Origin of the sequence: Candidatus Pelagibacter sp. Uisw_130, from assembly GCF_047722505.1 — a bacterium.
Classification (GTDB): domain Bacteria; phylum Pseudomonadota; class Alphaproteobacteria; order Pelagibacterales; family Pelagibacteraceae; genus Pelagibacter.
The window spans coordinates 640638-663586 of the sequence record NZ_CP159814.1 but is presented as its reverse complement, the minus strand read 5'-3'; the positions used below and the strand labels follow the sequence as shown (position 1 = coordinate 663586).

The window sequence follows — 22949 nt, the reverse complement described above, 5'->3', positions numbered from 1 at the left end:
ATTGATGTTATAGTTATAAATGCTTAATTCAGAAGAGTTAATAAATAAAGTCAAAGTTTATAATAAGTTTTTAAATCCAGAAAAATTAAATAAAGCTTATAATTTTGCTGTTAAAGCACATGAAAACCAAAAACGAGATTCTGGTGACCCATATTCAATTCACCCTATTGCTGTAGCTAATATATTAACAGAACTAAAGTTAGATAGTGCAACTATAGCAACAGGACTGCTTCATGATACTATTGAAGATACACATGCTACTTACGAAACGATAAAAAATGAATTTGGGCAAGAGGTTGCCGACTTAGTTGATGGTGTAACAAAAATATCAGTCTTTGAAAATCAAGCCACATCTACATCAAAAGCAGAAAATTTTAGAAAATTAATCATAGCAACCTCAAAAGATATTAGAGTTCTACTTGTTAAAATAGCTGATCGATTACACAACATGAGGACCATTGATGCAATTTCAAAAATTGAAAAAAAAGAACGTATCGCTAAAGAAACTATGGAAATTTATGCACCATTAGCAGATAGAATGGGGATGCATAGAATTAGAGATGAGCTAGAGGATTTATCTTTTAAAGTTCTAAATAATAATGCAAGAGAACTTATAAAGAAAAGATTAGATGAAATTAAAGATGATAAAGTGAATAGCTTTAACTCAATTTCATTGCAATTCAGTGGACTGTTAAATGAACACAAAATTAATGCTGAAATTATCGGGAGAGAAAAAACTCCTTTTTCTATTTGGAGAAAAGTTCAAAAAAAAAGAATATCACTAGAACAAATTTCAGATATCATTGGATTTAGAATAATACTTGATAGCATTGAAGACTGCTATAAAGCTCTTGGTATATTTCATAAAGAGTGGAATTGTATACCTGGAAAATTTAAAGATTATATTTCGTCGCCTAAGATTAATAAATATCAATCATTACATACTTCAATTATAGGACCCAATAGAAGGCCAATTGAAATACAGCTTAGAACATTACAAATGCACGAGTATGCAGAAAGAGGGATAGCATCACATTGGAAATATAAATCCTCTGAAAAATTTAATTCATTAACGTGGAAAGAATATGATTGGCTTGCTGATTTAGTTGAGATTATTGATAAGAATGAAAACCCAGAACACTCTTATGAGTATACTAAGCTACAAATGTTTCAGGAAAATGTTTTTTGTTTCACCCCAAAAGGATCTGTAATTAAATTACCAAAGGACGCAACACCAATCGATTTTGCATATGCTGTGCATACCAATATAGGTAATAGCACCATAGCTTGTAAGATCAATGGTAATGATAGTGAGTTACAAAGTATACTTTATAATGGAGATGTTGTGGATATTGCCACCTCTAAAAATAAATCACCTTCATTGCACTGGATACCTGTTACAAAAACTGGAAAAGCAAGATCAGCAATTAGAAAGTATTGGTATAAAAAAGGAGAAGAGAAGGCTCAAAGAATTAAAAAATATAATACTACGCTATGGATTTCTTTGTCTGATAAACCAGGGAAACTAGGTGAGATAACAACTTTACTTGGTAGCCATAGTTTAAATATCTCGAGTGTTGAAATGAAAGAAAAGTCTAAAGAATATATCAATTTTAAATTCAATCTAATTATAAAAGACTTGAAGAACTTTACAAATTTTATCAGTGAGTTAAAACAAAAGGAAATAAAATTTAAAATCATTAGACATGAGGATAACTGGTTAAAGGAACGTAATGCTTTCACACGAAAAATCTTTAAATATTTTAAAAAAAACTAACGCACTTTTAGAAGGTCATTTTATTCTTTCGTCAGGTTTACATTCACCTAAATATATTCAGTGTGCGAGACTTTTAAGTTTTCCACATTTAGCCAAAGATATTTGTAATTCATTAGCAAAAAAAATTAAAAAAAAATTTAAATCTATAGATTTGATTTTAGCCCCTGCTATGGGGGGTGTTATTATTGGTTATGAAATTGGTAAACTTCTAAAAAAAGAGACAATATTCTGTGAAAGAGTTAATGGTAAATTTGCTTTAAGGCGTGGGTTTCATATAAAAAAAGGATCAAAAGTTTTGATAATTGAAGATGTTATAACAACAGGCAAATCAAGCTTAGAATGCGTTAAGTTGATTACAAAACCAGGTGCAAAACTTATCGGTTTTGCCTCGATTATTAATAGATCAACCAAGAACTCATTAAAGATAAAAAAAAATATTATCTCACATATGAAAATAGACGTTCCAACATTTAAAAAAAATAACCTTCCAGAAAGTCTTATGAATACTCCAATAACAGTTCCTGGAAGTAGATTTATTAAATGAAAAGACTAGGTATTAATATTGATCATGTTGCTACAATAAGAAATGCAAGAGGGTCGCTCCACCCAGATCCATTAACCATTGCTAAGCATGTAACTAAATGTGGAGCTCATTCAGTAACTATACATTTGAGAGAAGACAGAAGACATATAAAAGATATTGATGTCATTAAAATTTGTAAAAATAAAAAAATAATCACTAATCTAGAAATTTCACTAAACAAAAAAATAATAAATATAGCATTAAAAAATAAACCCAATTTTATTTGCATAGTTCCAGAAAAAAGAAAGGAAATAACAACAGAAGGTGGATTAAACCTAATAAAAAATAAAAAAAAAATAAAAGAAATAATATCTTTATTCAATAAGAAAAATATTAGAACAAGTTTATTTGTTGATCCAACGTCAAAAGATATAAAAATTGCAAAAGAATTAAATGCTAGTTGTGTTGAATTACATACTGGGAAAATTTCTAATTTAGTAAAAGAAAATAAAAATTATAAAAATGAATATTTAAAAATTAAGAAATGTTCAGAACTTGGTGTTAAACTTGGAATTGAGGTCCATGCTGGTCATGGTCTTGACTATAAAACTACTGCTATACTAAATAAAATTAAAGAAATTACAGAATTTAATATTGGTCATTTTATAATCGGTGAGTCACTCACTCATGGTTTAAAAAACACTATTAAGGCATTTAAAAAAATAACTGATAAATAGATATGAAAATTCTTGGTATTGGTGTCGATATAGTAGAAAATATTAGAATACATAAATCTTTAAAAAATGTTAGTTTTATTAAAAGAGTTTTTTCTAGCTCAGAAATATTGTTAACCAAAAATATAACAAATAAAAAATCTTACTATTCTAAAAGATTTGCTGCTAAAGAAGCATTTTCTAAAGCTGTTGGAACAGGTTTTAGGGGTAATTTGAATTTTAAAGATATAACTATAACTAACGATAAATTAGGAAAACCCTCATTTGTAATCACCGATAAAATTAAAAAAATTATTAAAAAGCAATTTAAGATAGCATCCTTTGATTTCTTTCTGTCAATTTCAGATGAAAAAAAATATTCTATAGCCTACGTAATTTTACAAAAAAAATGATAACCAAAAATATTATAATTGATAATGTTAAGACAATTTTCTATGCCTTAGTAATAGCTATTGTTATCAGATCTCTTTTTATACAACCTTTCTATATTCCCTCCTCATCAATGGAACCATCACTTTTAATTGGCGATAGATTATTTGTTACAAAGTATTCTTATGGTTATAGCAAGCATTCTTTCCCTTTTAGCCCACCAATAATAAATGGAAGACTATTTTCTAATAAACCTAAGGTTGGTGATGTTATTGTTTTTAAAACACCAGCTGATAATAGGACAGATTATATTAAAAGATTAATTGGTCTACCAGGTGATAACATTCAATTCATTAATGGTGATCTATTTGTAAATAATAATCAAATATTCAAATCTAGAATTTCCCAAAATGATAAAATTTATTGTGGAAATCAAACTATAGCCGTTAATACATTTGAGGAAAAACTTCCAAATGGCAAAACACATAATAGTGTATATTTAAAAAGTTATAGTTTTCAAAGTTCTGATAATTTTATAGTTCCCTCTAAACACTATTTTTTTTTAGGTGACAACAGAGACTGCTCTAAAGATAGTAGATACCTGACTAGTGTCGGCTATGTACATGAAGATAATTTAGTCGGCAAAGCTCAATTTATTTTTTTTTCATCTGATTTTAGAATTGGTAATATTTTTTCTTTTTGGAAATGGCATAAGACAATTAGATTTGACAGGTTTTTTAAGAAAATTACTTAATGAAAATTAATACCACAACATTAGAAAAGAAATTAAAATTAAAGTTTTCAGATCAAAAAATTTTTATTAAAAGCTTAACGCACAAAAGCCTTGATTCAGTAAATAATAATGAAAAAATTGAATTTTTAGGAGATAGAGTTTTAGGTCTAATTATTGCACAAAAATTACTAGAACTTTATCCCGAAGAAAGAGAAGGGGTATTGGATAAAAAATTTGCTTCATTGGTAAATAAAAAAAAATGTTTAGAAATTGCTAAAAAGATTGAATTAGAAAAATATATTTTAGTTTTAAATCCTAAAAATAAAAAAATTAAAATTGAAGATAAAATAGTCGCAGACTCCTTAGAGGCTTTAATTGGAGCGATTTATCTTGATAAAGGTTTAAATTTCACAAAAAAATTTATTCTAAATCTATGGAGTGAGCATATTACGGCGAGCGTTGTAACTCAAGTTGACGCAAAAACTAAACTCCAAGAATATTCACTTAAAATTTTTAAAGTCTTGCCTATTTATAAGCTAATATCTAATACTGGGCCTCGTCATAAACCTCTCTTTAAAGTTGCTGTTAAATTAAAAAATACTAAATTTTTCACAACAGAGGGAGCTTCTAAAAAAGACGCAGAACAGAATGCTGCATCTTTATGCCTTGAGGATGTTTTTAAAAAATGAATTGGGACGATAGCGCTTATTTAGTTTCTAAAAATAAATATAGTGAAAATTCAATAATTGCTGAAGTTTTTACAGAAAACCATGGAAAAATTTCAGGGATAATTTTTGGTGGAACTTCAAAGAAAATCAAAAACTATTTACAAATTGGTAATAAAATTTATGTAAACTATAATTCTAAAAGTGTTACTAGAATTGGTTATTTTAAAATAGAAATTCTAAAAGCTTTAACTCCACTCTATTTTGATGAAAATCAAAAATTATCATGCATTACCTCGGCAATGCACCTTATAAAACTTCTTACTGCTGAAGCTCAATCTAATAAAGAAATTTTTAAATTAATAGATAAATTTTTTAAAATATTAACTTCTGATAATTGGATACAAAAATATATTTTCTGGGAGTTGGAACTTTTAAAATTATTGGGATATGATTTGGAATTAAAAAATATGGCTGAAAAAGAAATTATTGATAGCGAAATCAATTATTACGTTAAATCTTCAACTGAAAAGAAAAGTATACCAAATTTTCTAATAGATGAAAATAATATGGATGTTAATTTAAAAAATTTACTCAAAGGTTTAAAGCTTATTAGTGATTATCTTGAGAAAAGTATTTTAAAACCAAATAATTTAAACCTTCCAACGTCTAGGACTCATTTTATTAATCTTTTAAAATAATTATTTGATTAAATCATTAATTCTATCTGCGTAATAGCTTACTATAGCGTTTGCCCCGGCTCTTTTAAAAGAAATTAAACTCTCTAACACTGAGTTTTTATCTATTAGACCTTTTTTTATACTATTACTTAATAGACTGTATTCACCTGAGACTTGATAGGCTAGAACAGGAATTTTAAAATTATCTTTAACTGTTTTAATTATGTCTAGATAAGGCATGCCAGGTTTAACCATAACCATATCAGCTCCTTCTTTAATATCTAGAGCCACCTCTCTTATCGCTTCATCACTGTTTCTAAAGTCCATTTGGTAATTTTTTTTATCACCTTTTAGTAAACCTTTTGAACCAACAGCATCTCTGAAAGGACCATAAAAACTTGATGCATATTTTACCGCATAAGAAAGTATCTGAACCATTTCGTGACCTTCTTTATCTAAAGCTTTTCTTATTTTACCAATTCTTCCATCCATCATGTCTGATGGAGCTAAAACATCACAACCAATTTCTGCTTGTAATAATGATTGGTTTATCAAGACTTCAATAGTTTCATCATTTAATACGTAACCTGATTTTATTAAACCATCATGACCATGAGAAGTGTAGGGATCTAAGGCTACATCACACATAATACCAATTTCATTTTTATATTTTTTTTTAATATATTGTATGGCTTTACAAACAAGATTGTCCTCATTTAATGCTTCAGTTCCAATCTCATTTTTTTTTGTTTTATTTGTATAGGGGAACAATGCGACCATAGGTATTTTGTTTTTGATTGCTCTATCAACAATAATTCCAAGTTTATCTATTGTATATCTATAGACATCAGGCATTGTTTTAATGGATTGTTTTATATTTTTTCCATCAATTAAGAATATGGGTAATATAAAATCACTAGATGAAAGGCTATTTTCTTGAATTAACCTTCTAGACCAATTGTTTTTACGACTGCGTCTAAGTCTCAAATTTGGGTATTTTCCTGTAATCATGTTTAAATCTATTTTTAAAATGCGACAAATGTATTATACAAATATATATTAAATTAAGTAAAAAACAATCAGCATGAGTATTGAAAATAAAAATATTGTAAACTTAGATCTAAAAAAAGAAGAGAAGATTTTAGATTTTAGTGACTTCCAAAAACAAAATATCAAGTTTGATATCGATAAATTACAAGAAGCCTACAATCAAATTATTCAAACTAAAAAATTTGATGATGGTGGGGGAATTGCCCACTTTGGAGCTATTTCTCTAACACAAATTCCTGGTGACCCAGACTCTGTTAAAGGAAGCAAGGCTAGAGGTGTTTATTGGACAAAACCAGATAAGTCAGGCAAAGAAGTTTCAAGAGATGTTTCAATTGATGAAGCTGCTTATTCAGAATTTATACCCGATTATGAAAACACCTACTTTAAAGAAGTGTTTGATGTGCTTTCTTCAAAATATAAATTAGGTAGAATTAGGATTTTATTAAAGGAGCCAAGATCAACATTGAGTTGGCATAGAGATCCAGAACCAAGATTGCATATACCCCTAATTTCAAATCCAGGCTGCCTAATGGTTATAGACAATGTTGCAAAACATATGCCTGCAGATGGATCGGTGTGGGTTACTAACAATACAAAATATCATAATGCTTTTAATGGTGGAGAAGAAAATAGAGTTCATCTAGTAGCATGTGTTTTAGATTATAAGTTTAATTAGATTGAAAAAAATATTTTTATCATCAGATCACGCTGGTTATAAGTTAAAGGAGTTAATTAAACTTCACTTAGATAAAAGAAAAATTAATTATACAGACTTAGGCCCATACAATAGTGATAGAGTTGATTATCCTGATTATGCTCATAAAGTTGCAAAAAAAGTTAAAACCAATAATAATCATACTGGTATATTAATTTGTGGCTCTGGGATGGGTATGAATATTACTGCAAATAGACATAAAAATATACGTGCAGCTCAATGTTTTAATTTAAAATCTACTAAATTATCAAGATTGCATAATGATGCAAATATCATTACATTGGGATCTAGACTGCTTACTAAAAAAAATGCTTTAAATTGTGTTAGTGTTTTTTTAAATACAAAGTTTAAAGGTGGAAGACACGCAAAAAGAATTAAGAAAATTTAATTATGTCTAGTGAAAAAAACTATTTAAACGAAAACTATAAAAGCTTTTTTGAAGATAGCTTATCTGTAACTGATCCAGAATTATATAAAGCAATAAGTGATGAATTGAAAAGACAACAACAACATATTGAATTAATTGCATCTGAAAATATTGTTTCACAAGCTGTTTTAGAAGCACAAGGTTCTGTTTTAACAAATAAATATGCAGAAGGATATCCTGGAAAAAGATACTACAATGGCTGTGAACATGTTGATGTTGCTGAAAACTTAGCCATTGAAAGATTAAAAAAATTATTTGATTGTAAATTTGCAAACGCTCAACCACATTCTGGAGCTCAAGCGAATGGAGCTGTTTTTTTAGCGCTATTAAATCCTGGTGATACTTTTATGGGGATGAGTTTAAATTCTGGTGGTCATATTACGCATGGATTAAAAATTTCAATGTCAGGTAAATGGTTCAATCCAATAGGGTATGATGTTGATAAAGAATCGGAACTTATCGATTATGATAATGTTGAAAAACTTGCATTAGAACATAAACCAAAACTTATAATTTGTGGGGGCAGTGCTTACTCTAGAGTAATTGATTTTAAAAGATTTAGAGATATAGCTGACAAAGTAGGCGCATATTTAATGGTAGATATGGCACACTTTTCAGGTTTAGTTGCTGGTAAAGGTTATCCAAATCCATGTGAACACGCACACGTAGTAACTTCAACAACTCATAAAGTTTTTAGAAGTGCTAGAGGTGGAATTATTTTAACTAATCATGAGGATCTAGCAAAAAAATTTAACACAGCAGTATTTCCTGGATACCAAGGTGGACCATTGATGCATGTTATAGCTGCTAAAGCTGCTGGTTTTTTAGAAGCATTAAGACCAGATTTTAAAGATTATATCAAATCAGTTTTAGCTAATGCTAAAATTTTATCAGAGACGCTTAAAAATAACGGTTTTAAGATTTATTCTGGCGGAACGGATACACACTTAATGTTAGTTGATCTAAGACCTTTTAATGTTAAAGGTAATTTAGCAGCCGAAAGCCTTTCTAATGCTAATATTACCTGTAATAAAAATGGAATACCTTTCGATTCAGAAAAGCCGATGGTTACTTCTGGTATAAGATTGGGAACTCAAGCCGCTACAACTAGAGGTTTCGGATTAAAAGAATTCGAAAAAGTAGGTGAATTAATAACTAAAGTTGTAAAAGGTTTATCTGAAAATCCCAATGATAATAGTAAAATTGAAGAAGAAGTCAGAAATGAAGTTATTGAACTTACTTCTCACTTCCCAATATATAAAAATTTAAAATAATGATTTGTTCGATTTGTAAAAAAGGTGAAACATCAGTCGTTGACTCTAGACCTACAGAAGATGGTACTGCCATAAGAAGAAGGAGACTTTGTGTATGTGGGGCCAGATTCACAACTTTTGAAAGAGTTCAATTTAGAGAAATAATGGTTGTCAAAAAGAGTGGCAGAAAATCATCATTTGATAGAGATAAACTTTCAAAATCAGTCTACATAGCATTAAAAAAAAGACCGATTGATACTGAAACAACAGAAAAGTTTATTAGCAGGACTTCAAGAGCATTAGAGGAACTTGGCCAAAGTGAAATTTCATCAAATACAATTGGCACAATGGTTATGGAGGGTTTGAAAGATCTTGATCCAGTCGCGTATGTTAGATTTGCATCTGTATATAGAAATTTTAGAGAAGAAAAAGACTTTGTACAATTCGTGGACAAATTAGATGTCTACAAAAAAAGATAAATTTTCAAAAAAAGATAAAACTTTTATGGAGCTTGCCTTAAATCTGGCTAAAGCACGTCATGGACTAACTGGTGTCAACCCTTCCGTTGGATGTGTAATTGTTAAAAATAATGAAATACTTTCAATTGGTCAAACAGGTTTTGATGGCACACCTCATGCTGAATTTAATGCAATTAAAAATTCAAATGAAAACTTAGAGGATGCAAAAATGTATGTAACCCTTGAACCCTGTAGTCATTATGGAAAAACCCCTCCATGTACAAATCTTATAATTAAAAATAAAATTAAAGAAGTTGTATATGCGGTAGAAGATATTGATAAAAAAGTTAAAGGTAAAACTTTAAAAATTCTTCAATCCAAAGATATTTTAGTAAGAAAAAATTTACTTAAAAATGAAATTAATAAATTTTATATACCTTATTTCTTTAATAGAAAAAATAACCTTCCTTACGTTACTGGTAAAATTGCGATTTCTAAAAATAATTTAATATATAGCAAAGGTACAAAAAGAATTTCAGATATTCATACCGATAAATTTACACATTTTCTTAGGTACAAAAATGATGCTTTATTGATTTCCTCCAAAACACTAAATAAAGATAACTCAAAACTTAACTGTAGACTAGAAGGTTTGAATAAATTTTCTCCTCAAAGAATAATTTTAGACAGAAATCTAGAAACTAAAAAAAATTCGTATATTTTTAAAACAGCAAATAAAAACAATACTATAATTTTTTATAATAACGCCAAAACTAAAGAAAAATTAATGTTTAAAAAAAAAGGTATAATTTTAATCAAAGGTAAATTAATTAAAAATAGCTTTGATATTAAGTCAATTTTAAAAAAACTCCATGTCCTTGGCTGCAGAAATTTATTAGTTGAAGGAGGAAATGATCTTTCTAAACACATTGTTAAAAAAAAATTATTTAATCAGTTTTATCTATACAAATGTGCAAAAACTTTATCAAAGTTGGTTAACTATAAAGAGTTTAATTTTCTTAATGAATTAAAGAAAAATTATAAAAATGAATTTAAAATTAATAAAAAATTAGGCAAAGACTTAATTACACTTTACAAATAATATTATGTTTAATGGAATAATTTTCAACCAAGGCTTAATCACTAAATTTGAAAAAAGATCAAAGGGCATTAATATTTTTGTAAAAGCTGATTTAAAATTAACACATAAAGATCTAGGTGTATCAGTTGCCTGTGATGGTGTTTGTTTAACATTAATCGATATTAAAAATAAAATAATGGAATTTTATCTTTCAGATGAAACTATACAAAGATCAAAGTTTAAATTCTTAAAAATTGATGATAAAATTAACCTTGAACTTCCTTTAAAATTTGGTCAAAAAATATCAGGTCACATTTGCCAAGGTCACATTGATGCAGTAGGTAAAATTCAGAGTATTAAGAAGATTGATAAATCATATTTATTTGATTTTGAGCTTGTTAAAAAAGAAAGAGCAAACTTAATTGAAAAAGCTTCTATTTGTATTAATGGAATTTCTTTAACAATTTCTAAAGTAACTAAAAAGGGTTTTCAAATATGGGTAATACCACACACATATAATCTCACTAATTTATCATCCCTAAAGAAAAACAGCCTCATTAATATAGAGATAGATATCATATCTAAATACGTTAGAAATTATTTTAATGAAAAAAAATAGTTTTACATCAATAGAAAACATAATTGCCATTGCCAAGAGAGGGGGCATGTTTATTTTGGTTGATGATGAAAAAAGAGAAAATGAAGGAGACCTAATAATATCAACAACAGACTCAAGTGCTAAAAATATTAATTTTATGGCCAAATATGGTCGTGGATTAATTTGCCTAGCGCTAGATAGCATACAGGCAAAACGGTTAAATTTATCTTTAATGTCACCAATAAATCAATCAAGGAATAAAACTGCTTTTACAATTTCTATTGAAGCAAAAAAAGGAATCACAACTGGGATTTCAGCAAAAGATAGAGCTAAGACAATTAAAATTGCATCAAAGAAAAATGTAAATAAAAAAGATATTGTTTCGCCTGGTCATGTTTTTCCAATCATTGCCAAAAACGGAGGTGTTTTAGTTAGAGCCGGTCATACAGAAGCATCTGTGGATATCTCAAAACTAGCTAAAAAAAATAATTCAGCAGTTATTTGTGAAATAATGAATGAAGATGGTACAATGGCTAAGGGTCAAGATTTATTTAATTTTGCAAAAAAACATAATTTAAAGATTGGTAAGATAGAAGATCTTATCGCTTATCGTTTAAAAAAAGAAAAACTAATTAAACTTAAAAAACAATCTGATATTGAAGTTAAAAATCAGAAATATAAAATTAGAATTTATGAAAATCTTTTAGATGGATCTGAGCATTTTGCTCTAATTAAAGGAAATATTAAAAAAGGGATAGTACCAAGAGTTAGAGTAATTTCATCTAACGTAGTTCAAAATTATTTAATCAATCAGCAGTTACCAAACTCATTTAACAAAACTTTAAATTATTTTAAAAGATTTAATAATTGTGTTTTAGTTTTTATAAAAGATACAAACTTAAAATCTGTCACTCAAACACTCAAAGATTATAAGAACAAAGATTTCTACAAAAAGGGAAATGATAAACTTATAAGAAATTATGGTATTGGGGCTCAAATAATTAAAGATTTAAAGATCAAAAATATGATATTAATTACTAAATCTCTCAAAAAAGTTATTGGTTTAGAAGGTTATGATATAAAGATTACTAAACAAGAAATCATTTAATGAAAAAAAAAATCTTAATAGTTATTGCAGATTATTATAAGAACATTGCTGAGGGGTTACTTGGTAGTGCTAAAGAAGTATTACCAAAATCTAGTTTAATAAAAGTTATTAGTGTTCCGGGTGCCTTTGAAATACCAGTCACAATTTCAAAAAATATTAAGAAATATGATGCTTTTTTAGCACTTGGCTGTGTTATAAAGGGTGAGACACCACACTTTGATTTCATTTCTCATACTTCAACTGAAGCGATAATGAAACTATCTATAGAAAATAAAAAACCTATTGGTAACGGAATTATTACCTGTCTAAATATGCGTCAAGCTATAGCTAGAAAAAAAAAGGGGAGAGAGGCAGCTCAAGCTGTTATATCTGTCTTGTCGCAATAATATGAGAACTCCATACAATCCAAATCAAAGTCCAAGAGTTATAATTATCCAAAAATTATATGGAAATTTTTTTAATGATGACACAGATTTAACTTTTCCTAAACATAGATTTAAAAAGTTTATTAAGGATGTGGTTTTAGGTACAATAGAAAGAGACGAAGTGATTAAAGAAGAGGTTAAAAAATATTTAAGTGAAGATATTCAACTATCTAATTTAGATAAAGTTTTTCAAATAATTGTTAAATCAGCTATATTCGAGTTTTTATATAAACCTAAAATTTCTACTAAAATAATTATTAAAGAATATCTTGATGCATCAAACTTCTTTTTAGAAGATGGTCAAACTAAATATTTAAATGCAATATTAGATAAAATAGCTAAAAAAATAAGAACTACTAATGCATGAATTTGAATTAATAAAAAATTACTTTCAAAAACTTTCCATAAAATCTCCTAGTGCCCTAAATTTAAATGATGATGTTTTTTTTGATAAAAAAGATAGATTAGCAGTGTCGGTCGATACGTATGTGGAAGGTAATCATTTCATAGACTTTAAAAAACCTGAACTAGTTATTAAAAAAATAATTAGATCATCAATTTCAGACCTTATTTGCAAAGGTGTTAAGCCAAAATATTATTTTATTTCAGGATCAGGTAATAAAAAAAGTTTTTCTAAATTAAATTTATCAAAAATTAGTAAATCACTTAATCAAGAACAAAATAAATATCAAATATTTTTAAGTGGTGGAGATACAGTTTTTTCAAACAAGTTAAGTTTTACAATTACTTCAATAGGTTTTGCTGATGATATTGTTTATAGAAACAAAGCTAAAGTTAATGATGATATATATGTATCTGGCAATCTAGGTGATAGTTATTTGGGTCTATTAGTTTTAAAAAATAAGATTAAGCTTAACCCAAGATTAAAAAAATATTTTACTAATCAATATTTTATGCCAAATATTCAATTAAGATTAATTGATCAAATCAAGAAATTCGCAAATACCTCAATTGATATCTCTGACGGACTATTGGCAGATCTTGATAAGATGATTAATAACCAAAAATTATCTTATAAACTTTTTTTAAAAGATATTCCAATTTCAAATAACCTTAAAAAGATACTTGATCTTAAAAAACTATCCAAAATTAATTACATTTCTAATGGTGATGATTATCAGATTTTATTTACGGCCTCAAAAAACAAGATGGGAATCATAAAGAAAATAGCTTCTAATTGTAGAGTTAAGCTTACAAAAATTGGCTCAATACTAAGCCATATTCAAAAATCATCTATTGTTGATGGTAATAATGTAAAAATTACCCTTAAAAACAAAGGTTATTTTCATAAGTTTTAGCAAGTTAAATATTGCCTTTTATTGCTTTTTTTGTATTGTCCGGACTTTAAACAATAAAATTTTTAACAACCAAACAACTAAAAAGGCATCATGAACTCACTGATAGAAACAATTTTATTATATACTATAGCAGCAGGATCACTTGCAATCGTTTATGGTTTCTTTACTGGTAGGAATATTCTTAACTCAAGTGCTGGAAATGCAAAAATGCAAGAAATTGCATCTGCAATCCAAATTGGTGCTAAGGCGTACTTAACAAGACAATATAAAACAATTGCCGTGGTTGGAGTTGTTGTTTTAGTTATTGTTTGTTGGGTGTTTAGTCCATTAGTTGGTCTTGGTTATTTTATTGGTGCAACACTATCTGGTATTGCTGGATATGTTGGAATGTTAGTTTCTGTTCAAGCTAACGTTAGAACAGCTGAAGCTTCAAGAAAAGGTTTAGCTAGTGGGCTTGCTGTTGCATTTAAATCTGGTGCTGTAACCGGCATGCTTGTTGCTGGTTTAGCTTTATTAGCTATAGCAGTTTATTATTATATTTTATTAAAAGCGGGAATTGATGACAGAGAAGTTGTTAATGCATTAGTTGCATTAGGTTTTGGTGCTTCACTAATATCAATTTTTGCAAGATTAGGTGGTGGAATTTTTACAAAAGGTGCTGATGTTGGTGCTGATCTAGTTGGTAAGGTTGAAGCAGGTATACCTGAGGATGATCCTAGAAACCCAGCTGTAATTGCTGATAACGTTGGAGATAACGTCGGTGATTGTGCTGGTATGGCTGCTGATTTGTTTGAAACTTATGCTGTAACAATTGTTGCAACAATGGTTTTATCTTCAATATTTTTTGTAGGTGATATTAATATGATGATCTATCCCTTAACAATTGGTGGAGCTTGTATTTTAACATCAATTCTAGGAACTTACTTTGTTAAACTTGGAAAAAGTAAGAATGTTATGAATGCTTTATATAAAGGATTTGTAGTCTCTGCTGTTTCTTCATTAGTGATTTTATACCCAGTAACTGATTATGTGATTGGTTTTGCAAGTGAGTATGCTGTGAATGGTAAAAGTTTTACTGGTATGAGTTTATATTACTGTGGAATAATTGGTTTAGTGATTACTGGATTATTGATTTGGATTACTGAATACTATACTGGAACAGAATACAGACCAGTGAGAAGTATTGCAAAGTCCTCTACAACAGGACATGGAACAAATGTTATTCAAGGTTTAGCTGTATCAATGGAAGCTACTGCTGTACCAGCTTTAATTATTGTTGCAGGTATATTAGCAACAAATTCAATTGCTGGTCTTTATGGAATTGCTATTTCTGTAACTACAATGCTAGCACTAGCTGGAATGGTTGTTGCGCTTGACGCATATGGACCAGTGACTGATAATGCTGGTGGTATTGCTGAAATGGCTAAATTACCAAACAGTGTTAGAAAAACTACAGATGCATTAGACGCGGTAGGTAACACTACAAAAGCTGTAACCAAGGGTTATGCTATTGGTTCTGCTGGTCTAGGAGCACTAGTTTTATTTGCTGCCTACGTAGAAGATATTAAACACTTTGCTAAGATAGAAGGTTCAAAACTATATAATATTGAAGTTACTTTCGATCTAACTAATCCTTATGTTGTTGTTGGTTTATTGATAGGTGGAATGCTTCCATACTTATTTGGATCGATGGGGATGCAGGCTGTTGGAAGAGCAGGTGGTGCTGTTGTTGTGGAAGTTAGAAGACAATTTAAAAAATTTCCAGGAATTATGAAGGGAACACAAAAACCTGATTATGCTAAACTTGTTGATTTGTTAACTCAAGCTGCAATCAAAGAAATGATTATACCTTCGTTATTACCAGTATTATCTCCGATAGTTTTATATTTTGTTATACTTTCGATAGGTGGACAAGCAGAAGCTTTAGCTTCCGTTGGTGCTATGCTGCTAGGTGTAATCGTTACAGGACTATTTGTTGCTGTTTCAATGACTGCTGGTGGTGGTGCTTGGGATAATGCAAAAAAGTATATTGAAGATGGAAATTATGGTGGAAAAGGTTCTGAAGCACATAAAGCTGCAGTAACTGGAGACACTGTTGGAGACCCATACAAAGATACTGCTGGTCCTGCTGTCAACCCAATGATTAAAATTACTAATATTGTAGCACTTTTACTTCTTGCTGTAATTGCTGGTTAATAATAATTTTAAAAATTTTTAGAGGCAATTAGTTTTTAACTAGTTGCCTCTTTTTTTACCCAATGGATCATTGATTTTTTGTCTTAAGGTAGTCATGAAACCGTATAAAAATGATGCTTTATCGTAGTTAATATCCGTCGTATTATTTATAAACTTCATTTTATTAATATCATCTTTGTTCAAGAATTTTTTTGATACAACAATGCCTCTTCTATCTACCTCTAAAATAAGGACATCGTTGGTTAATAATTCTTTTTTTCCAAGTTTTCTAATTTTTGATGTGCTAGTTTTTCTTTCTAGGTAAATCAACATATCGTTATCGAATGTACCAACCGTCGAGGGTGGACCCAATTCTTTGTATAGGTCATTTTTATTAGTTTTATTTACTACTATTTTTTTTTGTTTAACCTCTAAAAAGTGCACCCCATGGTGCTTAATCACTTTATTTAGTGTACAATTAGAGATAAATAAGAGAATAAAAAAAACACTTAAAAAATTTTTCATGAACTTAAAGTTTATTAATATTTATAACAATTTTGTTAAATTAACTAGAAATAAAGATCTATACAAAGATTTTAAAAATCAAGACACTTTTTCTGATAGATTAATATTTTTTCTCTTACATTTTGCATTTTTTTTAAAAGTTTATAAAAATGATAGTAATGAGAAGCTTTTACAAGAAATTTATGACTATATTTTTAGACAAGTTGAATTAAGTGTTAGAGAGATAGGGTATGGTGATCAATCCATTAATAAAAAGATGAAAGATTACCTTAATTTATTCTATGCTATGATAGATAAAATTCATAATTGGGATACTTTAGACAATAAATCAAAAAAAAAGCTCTTATTAAATTTTTTAGATAATGCAGTGAATATTGATTATTTAGTTGTATATTTTGATAAATATAAGTTATTTTTATTAAATAATACTTTAAATTCTCATATAAAAGGTGTAGTAAAACATTAATTTTATTATGGCTGTACCTAAACGAAAACAATCACCGTCAAGAACTGGAATGAGAAGAGCTCAGAATATGAAGTTCAAATCTACCAATATTGTTGAGGATAAGAAATCTGGAGAATATAGATTACCTCATCACTTAGATCTAAAGACTGGCATGTACAGAGGTAGACAAGTTTTAGACCCTAAGGAATAAAAGTCCTAAATTAAATGAACAAATTAATAAAAATTGCAGTTGATGCAATGGGTGGAGATAATTCACCAAAAAAGATTATAGATGGAATTAATCATCACTATAAGAGTAACGCTAATACTTTTTATCAAATTTTTGGTGATAAGGAAAAAATCCATAATTGTATCAATGACCAGTTACCCACATCTTCATTTGAAATAATTGATACTAAAGATGTTGTTAAAGGTACGGATAGTCCTTTAGAGGGAGCCAAAAGAGGAAAAAATACTAGCATGTGGTTAGCTATTCAAAGTGTTAAAGAAAAAAAATCTGATATAGTTATTTCTGCTGGTAACACAGGGGCGTTACTTGTTATTTCCAAACTTAACCTTAAAATGATTGAAAATATTGATAAACCAGCTCTTTCTGCTTTATGGCCAAATAAAAAAAACATGAGTGTTGTCCTAGATTTGGGAGCAAATATTGAATGTAGTCCAAAAAATTTAATTGATTTCTCTATAATGGGATCTTCATTATTTAAATCTTTATACCCAGATGATACAGCAAGAGTTGCTTTATTAAATATAGGGTCTGAGGAACTTAAAGGTAATGAAATTATTAAAGAAACTTACCAACAGCTAAACCTAAAAAATAATGCTGGCTTTGAATTTAAAGGGTATATCGAAGGCAATGAGTTAATGAATGGTGATGTAAATGTTATTGTTGCAGATGGATTTACTGGAAATGTTGCTTTAAAAACAGCGGAGGGTACTGCAAACTTTATTACAAGTGAGTTAAAGAAAGCCATGACAGGAAATATTATTGGTAAAATTTCATCTTTACTAAATATTTCAAATTTAAAAAAATTTAAAGCAAGATTGGATCCAAGACTTTATAATGGTGCAATTTTTATAGGTTTGGATTCTCCTGTTATTAAGAGTCATGGCGGAACAGATTATGTAGGCTTTTCAAATTCTTTGAGTGTCTGCACTAAAATTGTTAGTGGAAATTTAATAGAAAAGATAAGAAACAACATAAGTTAATGCAAAAAACTAACTTAACAAAAAAAGACCTTATAAATTCAATTTATATGCAAATTGGTTTTTCAAAAAGTATATCTGAAAATTTGATAGAAGATTTTCTAATTACAATAGTCGAAAATTTAAAAAAAGAAAAAAAATTAAAACTCTCAAAATTTGGTACTTTTTCTATAAGGTCCAAAAAAAGCAGAATTGGTCGAAATCCCAAAACTAAAGAACAAACAACCATATCTAATAGAGATGTCGTTCTATTTAAAGCTTCTAGGGAATTTAAAGATTTGGTAAATTCTAAGAATGATTCATAAAAATAATGACGCTTATAAATCAATAAGTGAGGTTGCTAAAATTCTTGACCTTATAAATAAGAAAAAAGGAACCTTAAATACTCATACCATTCGTTTTTGGGAGAAAGAATTTAAGCAAATTAAGCCAAAAATTTTAAACGGCAATAGAAGGTATTATAATAATGATACAATTGAGGTTTTAAAAAAAGTTAAATATCTACTCAAAGTTCAAGGAATGACAATTATTGGTGTTAAAAAAGTTCTTAATTCTGATAAATCATTAAAACTTGACGAATTAGCAAATAATTCTATAAATGCTGATTATAGTTTAAGAAATAAACTTAAAAAGATTTCAGATTTAATAAAAAAAATTAAAAGTTTAAAATAGTATGGCAAAAAAAACACACGTTAAAGTTAGACTAGTACCAGAGGCTAAACCTGATAGTCCATTTTTCTATTATGTTAAAAAACCAGCTGGTGGTGAAAAAGCTAAAGTTAAATTATCTGCAAAGAAATATAATCCCTCTACAAGAAAACATGAAATGTTTGTGGAAAAAAAATTACCTCCACATAGCAAATAGTATTATTTTTTACTAAAGTTTCTTTTTTCGTAATCAATAAAAGACCAAATCATATTCTTCCATATTCTATTAGTAATTTTTGGGTCTATATTCATTTGTGTTGATCTTTTTTTAATCTTTTTAAGAATATAATTGATCCTTTTTTGATCAATTATTTCTTTCTTATAGATTTTTATTTTTAACACCTCATTAACTAGCGATGATCTTTTTTTGATTAATTTAAGCAAATCATTATCAAGCCTATCAAGCTTTATTCTAATTTGATTTAGTTTTTTTTTATTAGTAGGCGACATTTATTCAATTGGTTATTAAGATAATTATTATAAGTATAATTTATGTTTGTAAATAGCGACAACTATATAAAATATTTAAAATTATGGTTAATAACTTTATTTTCATTAATTGTTCTTATGGTGGCAGTTGGTGGCCTTACTAGATTAACAGACTCAGGTCTATCCATCACTGCTTGGGAACTCTTTACTGGAATTCTGCCACCACTCAATATTACTGAATGGAACTTTTATTTTTCAGAGTATAAAAAAATACCCGAATATCTAAATATTAATTACGGTATGTCTTTAGATGAGTTTAAAGTAATTTTCTATTGGGAGTATGCTCATAGATTGTTAGCAAGATTTGTTGGTCTATTTACTTTAGTACCTTTGCTTTTCTTTAGTTTATATTTTAAAAATACCCAAATTTATTCGAATAAATATTATTGGATATTTTTCCTTGTGTGCCTTCAAGGATTTATTGGTTGGTATATGGTATCTAGTGGATTAATTGAAAATAACGACGTTAGTCACTTTAGACTTAGTATTCATTTGTCTTTAGCTTTATTTATCTTATGTTTAATTTTTTGGTATATTTTAGATATTTATAAAATAAAAAAATTTCACATAAAAATTTCAAATTTACTTTTATTATTCATTCTTAAGTTAATAGTTTTACAGATTGTATTGGGTGCTTTTTTATCAGGCTTAGATGGTGGACTTATATATAATTCATGGCCCGATATGAACGGTAGCTTTTTCCCAAATGATGTTGTCTATAAAGATTTAATTAATATTCAATTATTAAGTAATCCATCTATTGTTCAATTTTTGCATAGATTGATTGCTTATTTACTTTTATTTTTTATAATTGTTTTGAATTTTATCTATTTTAAAAAAAAATATAATTTTAAATATATGTTATTTTTTGATTTTGCTATCTTAATTCAAATTTTTTTAGGGATTGTAACTTTAATTTCTGGTGTAGAGCTTAAATACGCGTCACTACACCAGCTAGGCTCAATATTGGTTTTGAGTTCTTATCTTTTGATATTATACAAAAACTCTAACTAACTGCTTTCAAATTTCCCTTTGAAGATTTATTTAATGCTTGGTCTAAATCTTCAATAATGTCATCTATATGTTCTATACCAATGCATAATCTTACGTATCCAGGAGTAACACCCGAAGCTAACAATTCTTTTTCTGTTAACTGACTATGAGTTGTTGTTGCAGGATGAATTGCTAAACTTCTTGCATCGCCGATATTTGCAACATGATAAAACATCTTTAAAGACTCTATAAACCTTTTACCTGCTTCAATACCTCCTTTGAGTTCAATACCAACTAAACCACCATTCCCGTTATTAAGATATTTTTTAGCACGATCTGCAATTTTACCTTCGTGTTCTGTTGGATAAATTACTCTAGCCACTTCTTTGTTTTTCTTTAAATAGTCAACAACCTTTGATGCATTTGAGCAGTGCTGTTTCATTCTAAGGGCAACTGTTTCAAGGCCTTGAATAATTCCAAATGCGTTGTCAGGTGATAGGGCAGAACCAAGATCTCTTAGCAATGTAACCCGAGCTCTTACTGCAAAAGAAACATTAGCCCCAGTTAATTCTGGAACCACTTTTCCCCAAACTGCACCACCATAACTTGCGTCAGGCTCATTAAATAGAGGTTGTCTTTTTGGATCAGCTGTCCAATCAAAATTACCACCATCAACCAAAGCTCCACCTACAACTGTACCGTGACCACCTATATATTTAGTTAGTGAATAAACTACTATAGCAGCACCATGTTCTAAAGGTTTGCAAATTACAGGTGCAGCTGTGTTGTCCATTATTAATGGTATGTTGTATTTTTTACCAATATCAGAAACTTCTTTAATTGGAAAAACTCTCAAATAAGGATTTGGTAAAGTCTCACCATAAAAAGCTCTAGTTTTATCATCAACAGCTTTTTCAAAGTTTTTTGGATCAGAAGGGTCTGCATATCTAACTTCAATGCCAAGCTTACTTAAAGTGTGTGTAAATAACGATATAGTGCCTCCGTATAAATCTGTTGAGCTAACTATATTATCTCCAGCTTGTGCAACGTTTAAAATTGCAAAAGATGATGCTGTTTGTCCAGATGCTACTGTTAAACAGGCTAAACCTCCCTCTAGTGAAGCAACTCTTTTTTCAAGAGCATCATTTGTCGGATTCATTATTCTTGTATAAATATTTCCAAACTCTTTAAGGGCAAACAAATTTGCAGCATGTTCGGTGCTATCGAACTGATACGATGTTGTTCTGTAAATTGGAACAGCTACTGCTTTTGTTGTTGGATCGCTTCTGTAATCACCACCATGTATGGCTATAGTCTCAGGGTTTTGTCTTTTTGTGCTCATCTTAATACTCCTTTTTTAGTACTTTTGCTTAATGCAAGGCGTACAATACAGTTCAAATGTGCCTACCGATAATGTGTGTGAAAAATCCTTTTTAGCATTAACTAGCCTGCAATAGGAACAAATCGGCATAATCAAACTATCATTTAAGTATGATATTACAAGAGAAATATAAAATTGACATTATATCTAATAATAGTATTAATCCTCGCACAATGACAAAATTTCTAAAAAGTAGTGAATTAAGCAGTAACTGGTTCGAGATAGACGCTAAAAATGCTGTAGTTGGAAGATTAGCATCAATTATTGCTATGATTGTTAGAGGAAAAAATAAAACTACTTATACACCTCACATGGATGATGGCGATTTTGTTGTAGTTAAAAATGTTGAGCAAGCAAAATTTACAGGAAAAAAATTCAAAGATAAAAAATACTACAGACACACTGGGCACCCTGGTGGAATTAAAGAAATTACTCCTGAAAAATTATTAGAAAAAAACAAACCTGGTGAGACACTAAAATTAGCTATTAAAAGAATGTTACCTGGTGGAGTTTTAGGTAGAAAACAATTAACAAAAGTTAAAATTTATGCTGGTGAAGAGCACCCTCATGCAGCACAAAACCCTAAATTTTTAGACCTAGGTAAATTAAATAGTAAAAATTTAATAAGAAATTAATATGGAAACAGTAGCCACACCAGCAAAAGTATCTTCAAAAAAACCTAAAATCAAATTAGATTTTAAAGATAGTAAATATGCAACGGGTAGAAGAAAAAAATCTATTGCAAAAATTTGGGTGAAAAAAGGTACTGGTAAAATTTATGTAAATGGCAGAACTATGGATGAATATTTCACTAGTGGAAGTCACAAAATGCAAATTACAAGGCCATTTGAAATTATAAACCAAGCAACAGATTATGATGTAAGATGTAGTGTTGCAGGTGGTGGTCACACAGGTCAAGCTGGTGCAATGGTTCATGGCATAGCTAAAGCACTAATCTTATTTGATTCTGAGAATAGAGCGGTACTTAAGACTGAAAAGCTAAATACTAGAGATTCTAGATCAGTTGAGAGAAAAAAACCTGGTCGTAGAAAAGCAAGAAGAAGCTTCCAATTCTCAAAAAGATAATTCTT

31 protein-coding genes and 1 riboswitch are annotated in these 22949 nt (G+C 28.8%); of the genes, 27 read left to right on the top strand and 4 right to left on the bottom strand.

All coding sequences use genetic code 11. From position 1 onward, the window contains the following. The first annotated feature begins 19 nt into the window (after window positions 1–19). Genes ABXT55_RS03570 through recO form a run of 7 tightly spaced genes read left to right on the top strand, consistent with a single transcriptional unit; the run spans window position 20 to window position 5502 of the window. Window positions 20–1777 carry a RelA/SpoT family protein gene (locus ABXT55_RS03570; RefSeq protein WP_415285382.1) on the top strand — a complete coding sequence of 586 codons (1758 nt, stop codon included), beginning with the start codon at window positions 20–22 and terminating at the stop codon, window positions 1775–1777. Beyond that, entirely contained in the window at window positions 1734–2321 is a 588-nt protein-coding gene (gene pyrE / locus ABXT55_RS03565; RefSeq protein ID WP_415285381.1) for an orotate phosphoribosyltransferase, read from the top strand. Before ABXT55_RS03570 ends, pyrE begins: the two co-directional genes overlap by 44 nt. Next, window positions 2318–3037, top strand: coding sequence for a pyridoxine 5'-phosphate synthase (locus ABXT55_RS03560; RefSeq protein WP_415285380.1), 720 nt, complete (start codon window positions 2318–2320; stop codon window positions 3035–3037). The genes pyrE and ABXT55_RS03560 overlap by 4 nt, the downstream gene beginning before the upstream one ends. A 2-nt stretch (window positions 3038–3039) precedes the next feature. Beyond that, entirely contained in the window at window positions 3040–3426 is a 387-nt protein-coding gene (gene acpS / locus ABXT55_RS03555; RefSeq protein ID WP_415285379.1) for a holo-ACP synthase, read from the top strand. Further along, window positions 3423–4157 (top strand): signal peptidase I, encoded by a 735-nt coding sequence (lepB, locus tag ABXT55_RS03550; protein WP_415285378.1) that lies wholly within the window; start codon window positions 3423–3425, stop codon window positions 4155–4157. Before acpS ends, lepB begins: the two co-directional genes overlap by 4 nt. Further along, window positions 4157–4825 carry a ribonuclease III gene (rnc, locus tag ABXT55_RS03545; protein WP_415285377.1) on the top strand — a complete coding sequence of 223 codons (669 nt, stop codon included), beginning with the start codon at window positions 4157–4159 and terminating at the stop codon, window positions 4823–4825. The genes lepB and rnc overlap by 1 nt, the downstream gene beginning before the upstream one ends. After that, a complete protein-coding gene (gene recO, locus ABXT55_RS03540; RefSeq protein WP_415285375.1) occupies window positions 4822–5502 on the top strand; it encodes a DNA repair protein RecO in 681 nt (226 codons plus the stop codon). Before rnc ends, recO begins: the two co-directional genes overlap by 4 nt. On the opposite strand, the gene hemB is transcribed toward recO, so the two are convergent. Next, complete coding sequence (gene hemB, locus ABXT55_RS03535; protein WP_415285374.1) at window positions 5503–6492, bottom strand: porphobilinogen synthase; 990 nt, start codon at window positions 6490–6492, stop codon at window positions 5503–5505. Window positions 6493–6565: 73 nt separating this feature from the next. Between hemB and ABXT55_RS03530 the strand changes: the two genes are divergently transcribed. The 11 genes from ABXT55_RS03530 (at window position 6566) to ABXT55_RS03480 (ending at window position 16111) form a co-directional block, all read left to right on the top strand. Further along, the gene (locus tag ABXT55_RS03530) at window positions 6566–7207 is read left to right on the top strand and encodes an aspartyl/asparaginyl beta-hydroxylase domain-containing protein (protein ID WP_415285373.1); all 642 of its coding nucleotides are present in this window, start codon (window positions 6566–6568) and stop codon (window positions 7205–7207) included. A 1-nt stretch (window position 7208) separates the two neighbouring features. Then, the gene (gene rpiB / locus ABXT55_RS03525) at window positions 7209–7634 is read left to right on the top strand and encodes a ribose 5-phosphate isomerase B (RefSeq protein ID WP_415285372.1); all 426 of its coding nucleotides are present in this window, start codon (window positions 7209–7211) and stop codon (window positions 7632–7634) included. Between the two features lie 2 nt (window positions 7635–7636). Beyond that, window positions 7637–8947 carry a serine hydroxymethyltransferase gene (gene glyA / locus ABXT55_RS03520; RefSeq protein WP_415285371.1) on the top strand — a complete coding sequence of 437 codons (1311 nt, stop codon included), beginning with the start codon at window positions 7637–7639 and terminating at the stop codon, window positions 8945–8947. Beyond that, entirely contained in the window at window positions 8947–9405 is a 459-nt protein-coding gene (gene nrdR / locus ABXT55_RS03515) for a transcriptional regulator NrdR (protein WP_415285370.1), read from the top strand. The genes glyA and nrdR overlap by 1 nt, the downstream gene beginning before the upstream one ends. After that, window positions 9386–10486 carry a bifunctional diaminohydroxyphosphoribosylaminopyrimidine deaminase/5-amino-6-(5-phosphoribosylamino)uracil reductase RibD gene (ribD, locus tag ABXT55_RS03510; RefSeq protein ID WP_415285369.1) on the top strand — a complete coding sequence of 367 codons (1101 nt, stop codon included), beginning with the start codon at window positions 9386–9388 and terminating at the stop codon, window positions 10484–10486. Before nrdR ends, ribD begins: the two co-directional genes overlap by 20 nt. A gap of 4 nt (window positions 10487–10490) precedes the next feature. After that, window positions 10491–11084 (top strand): riboflavin synthase, encoded by a 594-nt coding sequence (locus ABXT55_RS03505; RefSeq protein WP_415285368.1) that lies wholly within the window; start codon window positions 10491–10493, stop codon window positions 11082–11084. Further along, complete coding sequence (ribB, locus tag ABXT55_RS03500; protein ID WP_415285367.1) at window positions 11071–12171, top strand: 3,4-dihydroxy-2-butanone-4-phosphate synthase; 1101 nt, start codon at window positions 11071–11073, stop codon at window positions 12169–12171. Before ABXT55_RS03505 ends, ribB begins: the two co-directional genes overlap by 14 nt. Then, window positions 12171–12557 carry a 6,7-dimethyl-8-ribityllumazine synthase gene (gene ribH / locus ABXT55_RS03495; protein ID WP_415285366.1) on the top strand — a complete coding sequence of 129 codons (387 nt, stop codon included), beginning with the start codon at window positions 12171–12173 and terminating at the stop codon, window positions 12555–12557. Before ribB ends, ribH begins: the two co-directional genes overlap by 1 nt. Before the next feature lies 1 nt (window position 12558). Next, window positions 12559–12963, top strand: coding sequence for a transcription antitermination factor NusB (locus tag ABXT55_RS03490; protein ID WP_415285365.1), 405 nt, complete (start codon window positions 12559–12561; stop codon window positions 12961–12963). Beyond that, on the top strand, window positions 12956–13915 hold the full coding sequence (gene thiL / locus ABXT55_RS03485) for a thiamine-phosphate kinase (protein WP_415285364.1): 960 nt from the start codon (window positions 12956–12958) through the stop codon (window positions 13913–13915). Before ABXT55_RS03490 ends, thiL begins: the two co-directional genes overlap by 8 nt. A 90-nt stretch (window positions 13916–14005) precedes the next feature. Next, window positions 14006–16111: a sodium-translocating pyrophosphatase gene (locus tag ABXT55_RS03480; protein WP_415285363.1), complete on the top strand. Its 2106-nt coding sequence runs from the start codon at window positions 14006–14008 to the stop codon at window positions 16109–16111. A gap of 39 nt (window positions 16112–16150) precedes the next feature. Here the strand turns inward: ABXT55_RS03480 and ABXT55_RS03475 are convergent, their stop codons facing one another. Further along, on the bottom strand, window positions 16151–16615 hold the full coding sequence (locus ABXT55_RS03475) for a hypothetical protein (protein ID WP_415285362.1): 465 nt from the start codon (window positions 16613–16615) through the stop codon (window positions 16151–16153). Between ABXT55_RS03475 and ABXT55_RS03470 the strand changes: the two genes are divergently transcribed. The 6 genes from ABXT55_RS03470 to ABXT55_RS03445 are packed head-to-tail and all read left to right on the top strand — an operon-like array spanning window position 16614 to window position 19152. Further along, window positions 16614–17081, top strand: coding sequence for a ubiquinol-cytochrome C chaperone family protein (locus ABXT55_RS03470; protein ID WP_415285361.1), 468 nt, complete (start codon window positions 16614–16616; stop codon window positions 17079–17081). The genes ABXT55_RS03475 and ABXT55_RS03470 overlap by 2 nt on opposite strands. Before the next feature lie 7 nt (window positions 17082–17088). Beyond that, complete coding sequence (rpmF, locus tag ABXT55_RS03465) at window positions 17089–17271, top strand: 50S ribosomal protein L32 (protein WP_011282128.1); 183 nt, start codon at window positions 17089–17091, stop codon at window positions 17269–17271. Window positions 17272–17285: 14 nt separating this feature from the next. Beyond that, window positions 17286–18290, top strand: coding sequence for a phosphate acyltransferase PlsX (gene plsX / locus ABXT55_RS03460; RefSeq protein WP_415285360.1), 1005 nt, complete (start codon window positions 17286–17288; stop codon window positions 18288–18290). Continuing rightward, window positions 18290–18592 carry an HU family DNA-binding protein gene (locus tag ABXT55_RS03455; RefSeq protein ID WP_415285359.1) on the top strand — a complete coding sequence of 101 codons (303 nt, stop codon included), beginning with the start codon at window positions 18290–18292 and terminating at the stop codon, window positions 18590–18592. Before plsX ends, ABXT55_RS03455 begins: the two co-directional genes overlap by 1 nt. Continuing rightward, window positions 18582–18959: a MerR family transcriptional regulator gene (locus tag ABXT55_RS03450; RefSeq protein ID WP_415285358.1), complete on the top strand. Its 378-nt coding sequence runs from the start codon at window positions 18582–18584 to the stop codon at window positions 18957–18959. The genes ABXT55_RS03455 and ABXT55_RS03450 overlap by 11 nt, the downstream gene beginning before the upstream one ends. A 1-nt stretch (window position 18960) precedes the next feature. Then, the gene (locus ABXT55_RS03445) at window positions 18961–19152 is read left to right on the top strand and encodes a 50S ribosomal protein L33 (RefSeq protein WP_006996892.1); all 192 of its coding nucleotides are present in this window, start codon (window positions 18961–18963) and stop codon (window positions 19150–19152) included. Window positions 19153–19154: 2 nt separating this feature from the next. Here ABXT55_RS03445 and ABXT55_RS03440 read toward each other — a convergent pair whose 3' ends face one another. Further along, complete coding sequence (locus tag ABXT55_RS03440; RefSeq protein ID WP_415285357.1) at window positions 19155–19445, bottom strand: chorismate mutase; 291 nt, start codon at window positions 19443–19445, stop codon at window positions 19155–19157. Between the two features lie 42 nt (window positions 19446–19487). Here ABXT55_RS03440 and ABXT55_RS03435 point away from each other — a divergent pair, with 42 nt between their 5' ends. Then, window positions 19488–20498, top strand: a complete 1011-nt coding sequence (locus tag ABXT55_RS03435) for a COX15/CtaA family protein (protein ID WP_415285356.1) — start codon at window positions 19488–19490, stop codon at window positions 20496–20498. Here ABXT55_RS03435 and ABXT55_RS03430 read toward each other — a convergent pair. Then, entirely contained in the window at window positions 20491–21819 is a 1329-nt protein-coding gene (locus ABXT55_RS03430; protein WP_415285355.1) for an O-acetylhomoserine aminocarboxypropyltransferase/cysteine synthase family protein, read from the bottom strand. The genes ABXT55_RS03435 and ABXT55_RS03430 overlap by 8 nt on opposite strands. Window positions 21820–21823: 4 nt before the next feature. Continuing rightward, window positions 21824–21892, bottom strand: a riboswitch (SAM riboswitch). A 139-nt stretch (window positions 21893–22031) separates the two neighbouring features. On the opposite strand from ABXT55_RS03430, the gene rplM reads away from it, so the two are divergent. Continuing rightward, window positions 22032–22493: a 50S ribosomal protein L13 gene (gene rplM / locus ABXT55_RS03425; protein WP_415285354.1), complete on the top strand. Its 462-nt coding sequence runs from the start codon at window positions 22032–22034 to the stop codon at window positions 22491–22493. A 1-nt stretch (window position 22494) separates the two neighbouring features. Further along, entirely contained in the window at window positions 22495–22944 is a 450-nt protein-coding gene (rpsI, locus tag ABXT55_RS03420) for a 30S ribosomal protein S9 (RefSeq protein ID WP_415285353.1), read from the top strand. Window positions 22945–22949: the final 5 nt, after the last annotated feature.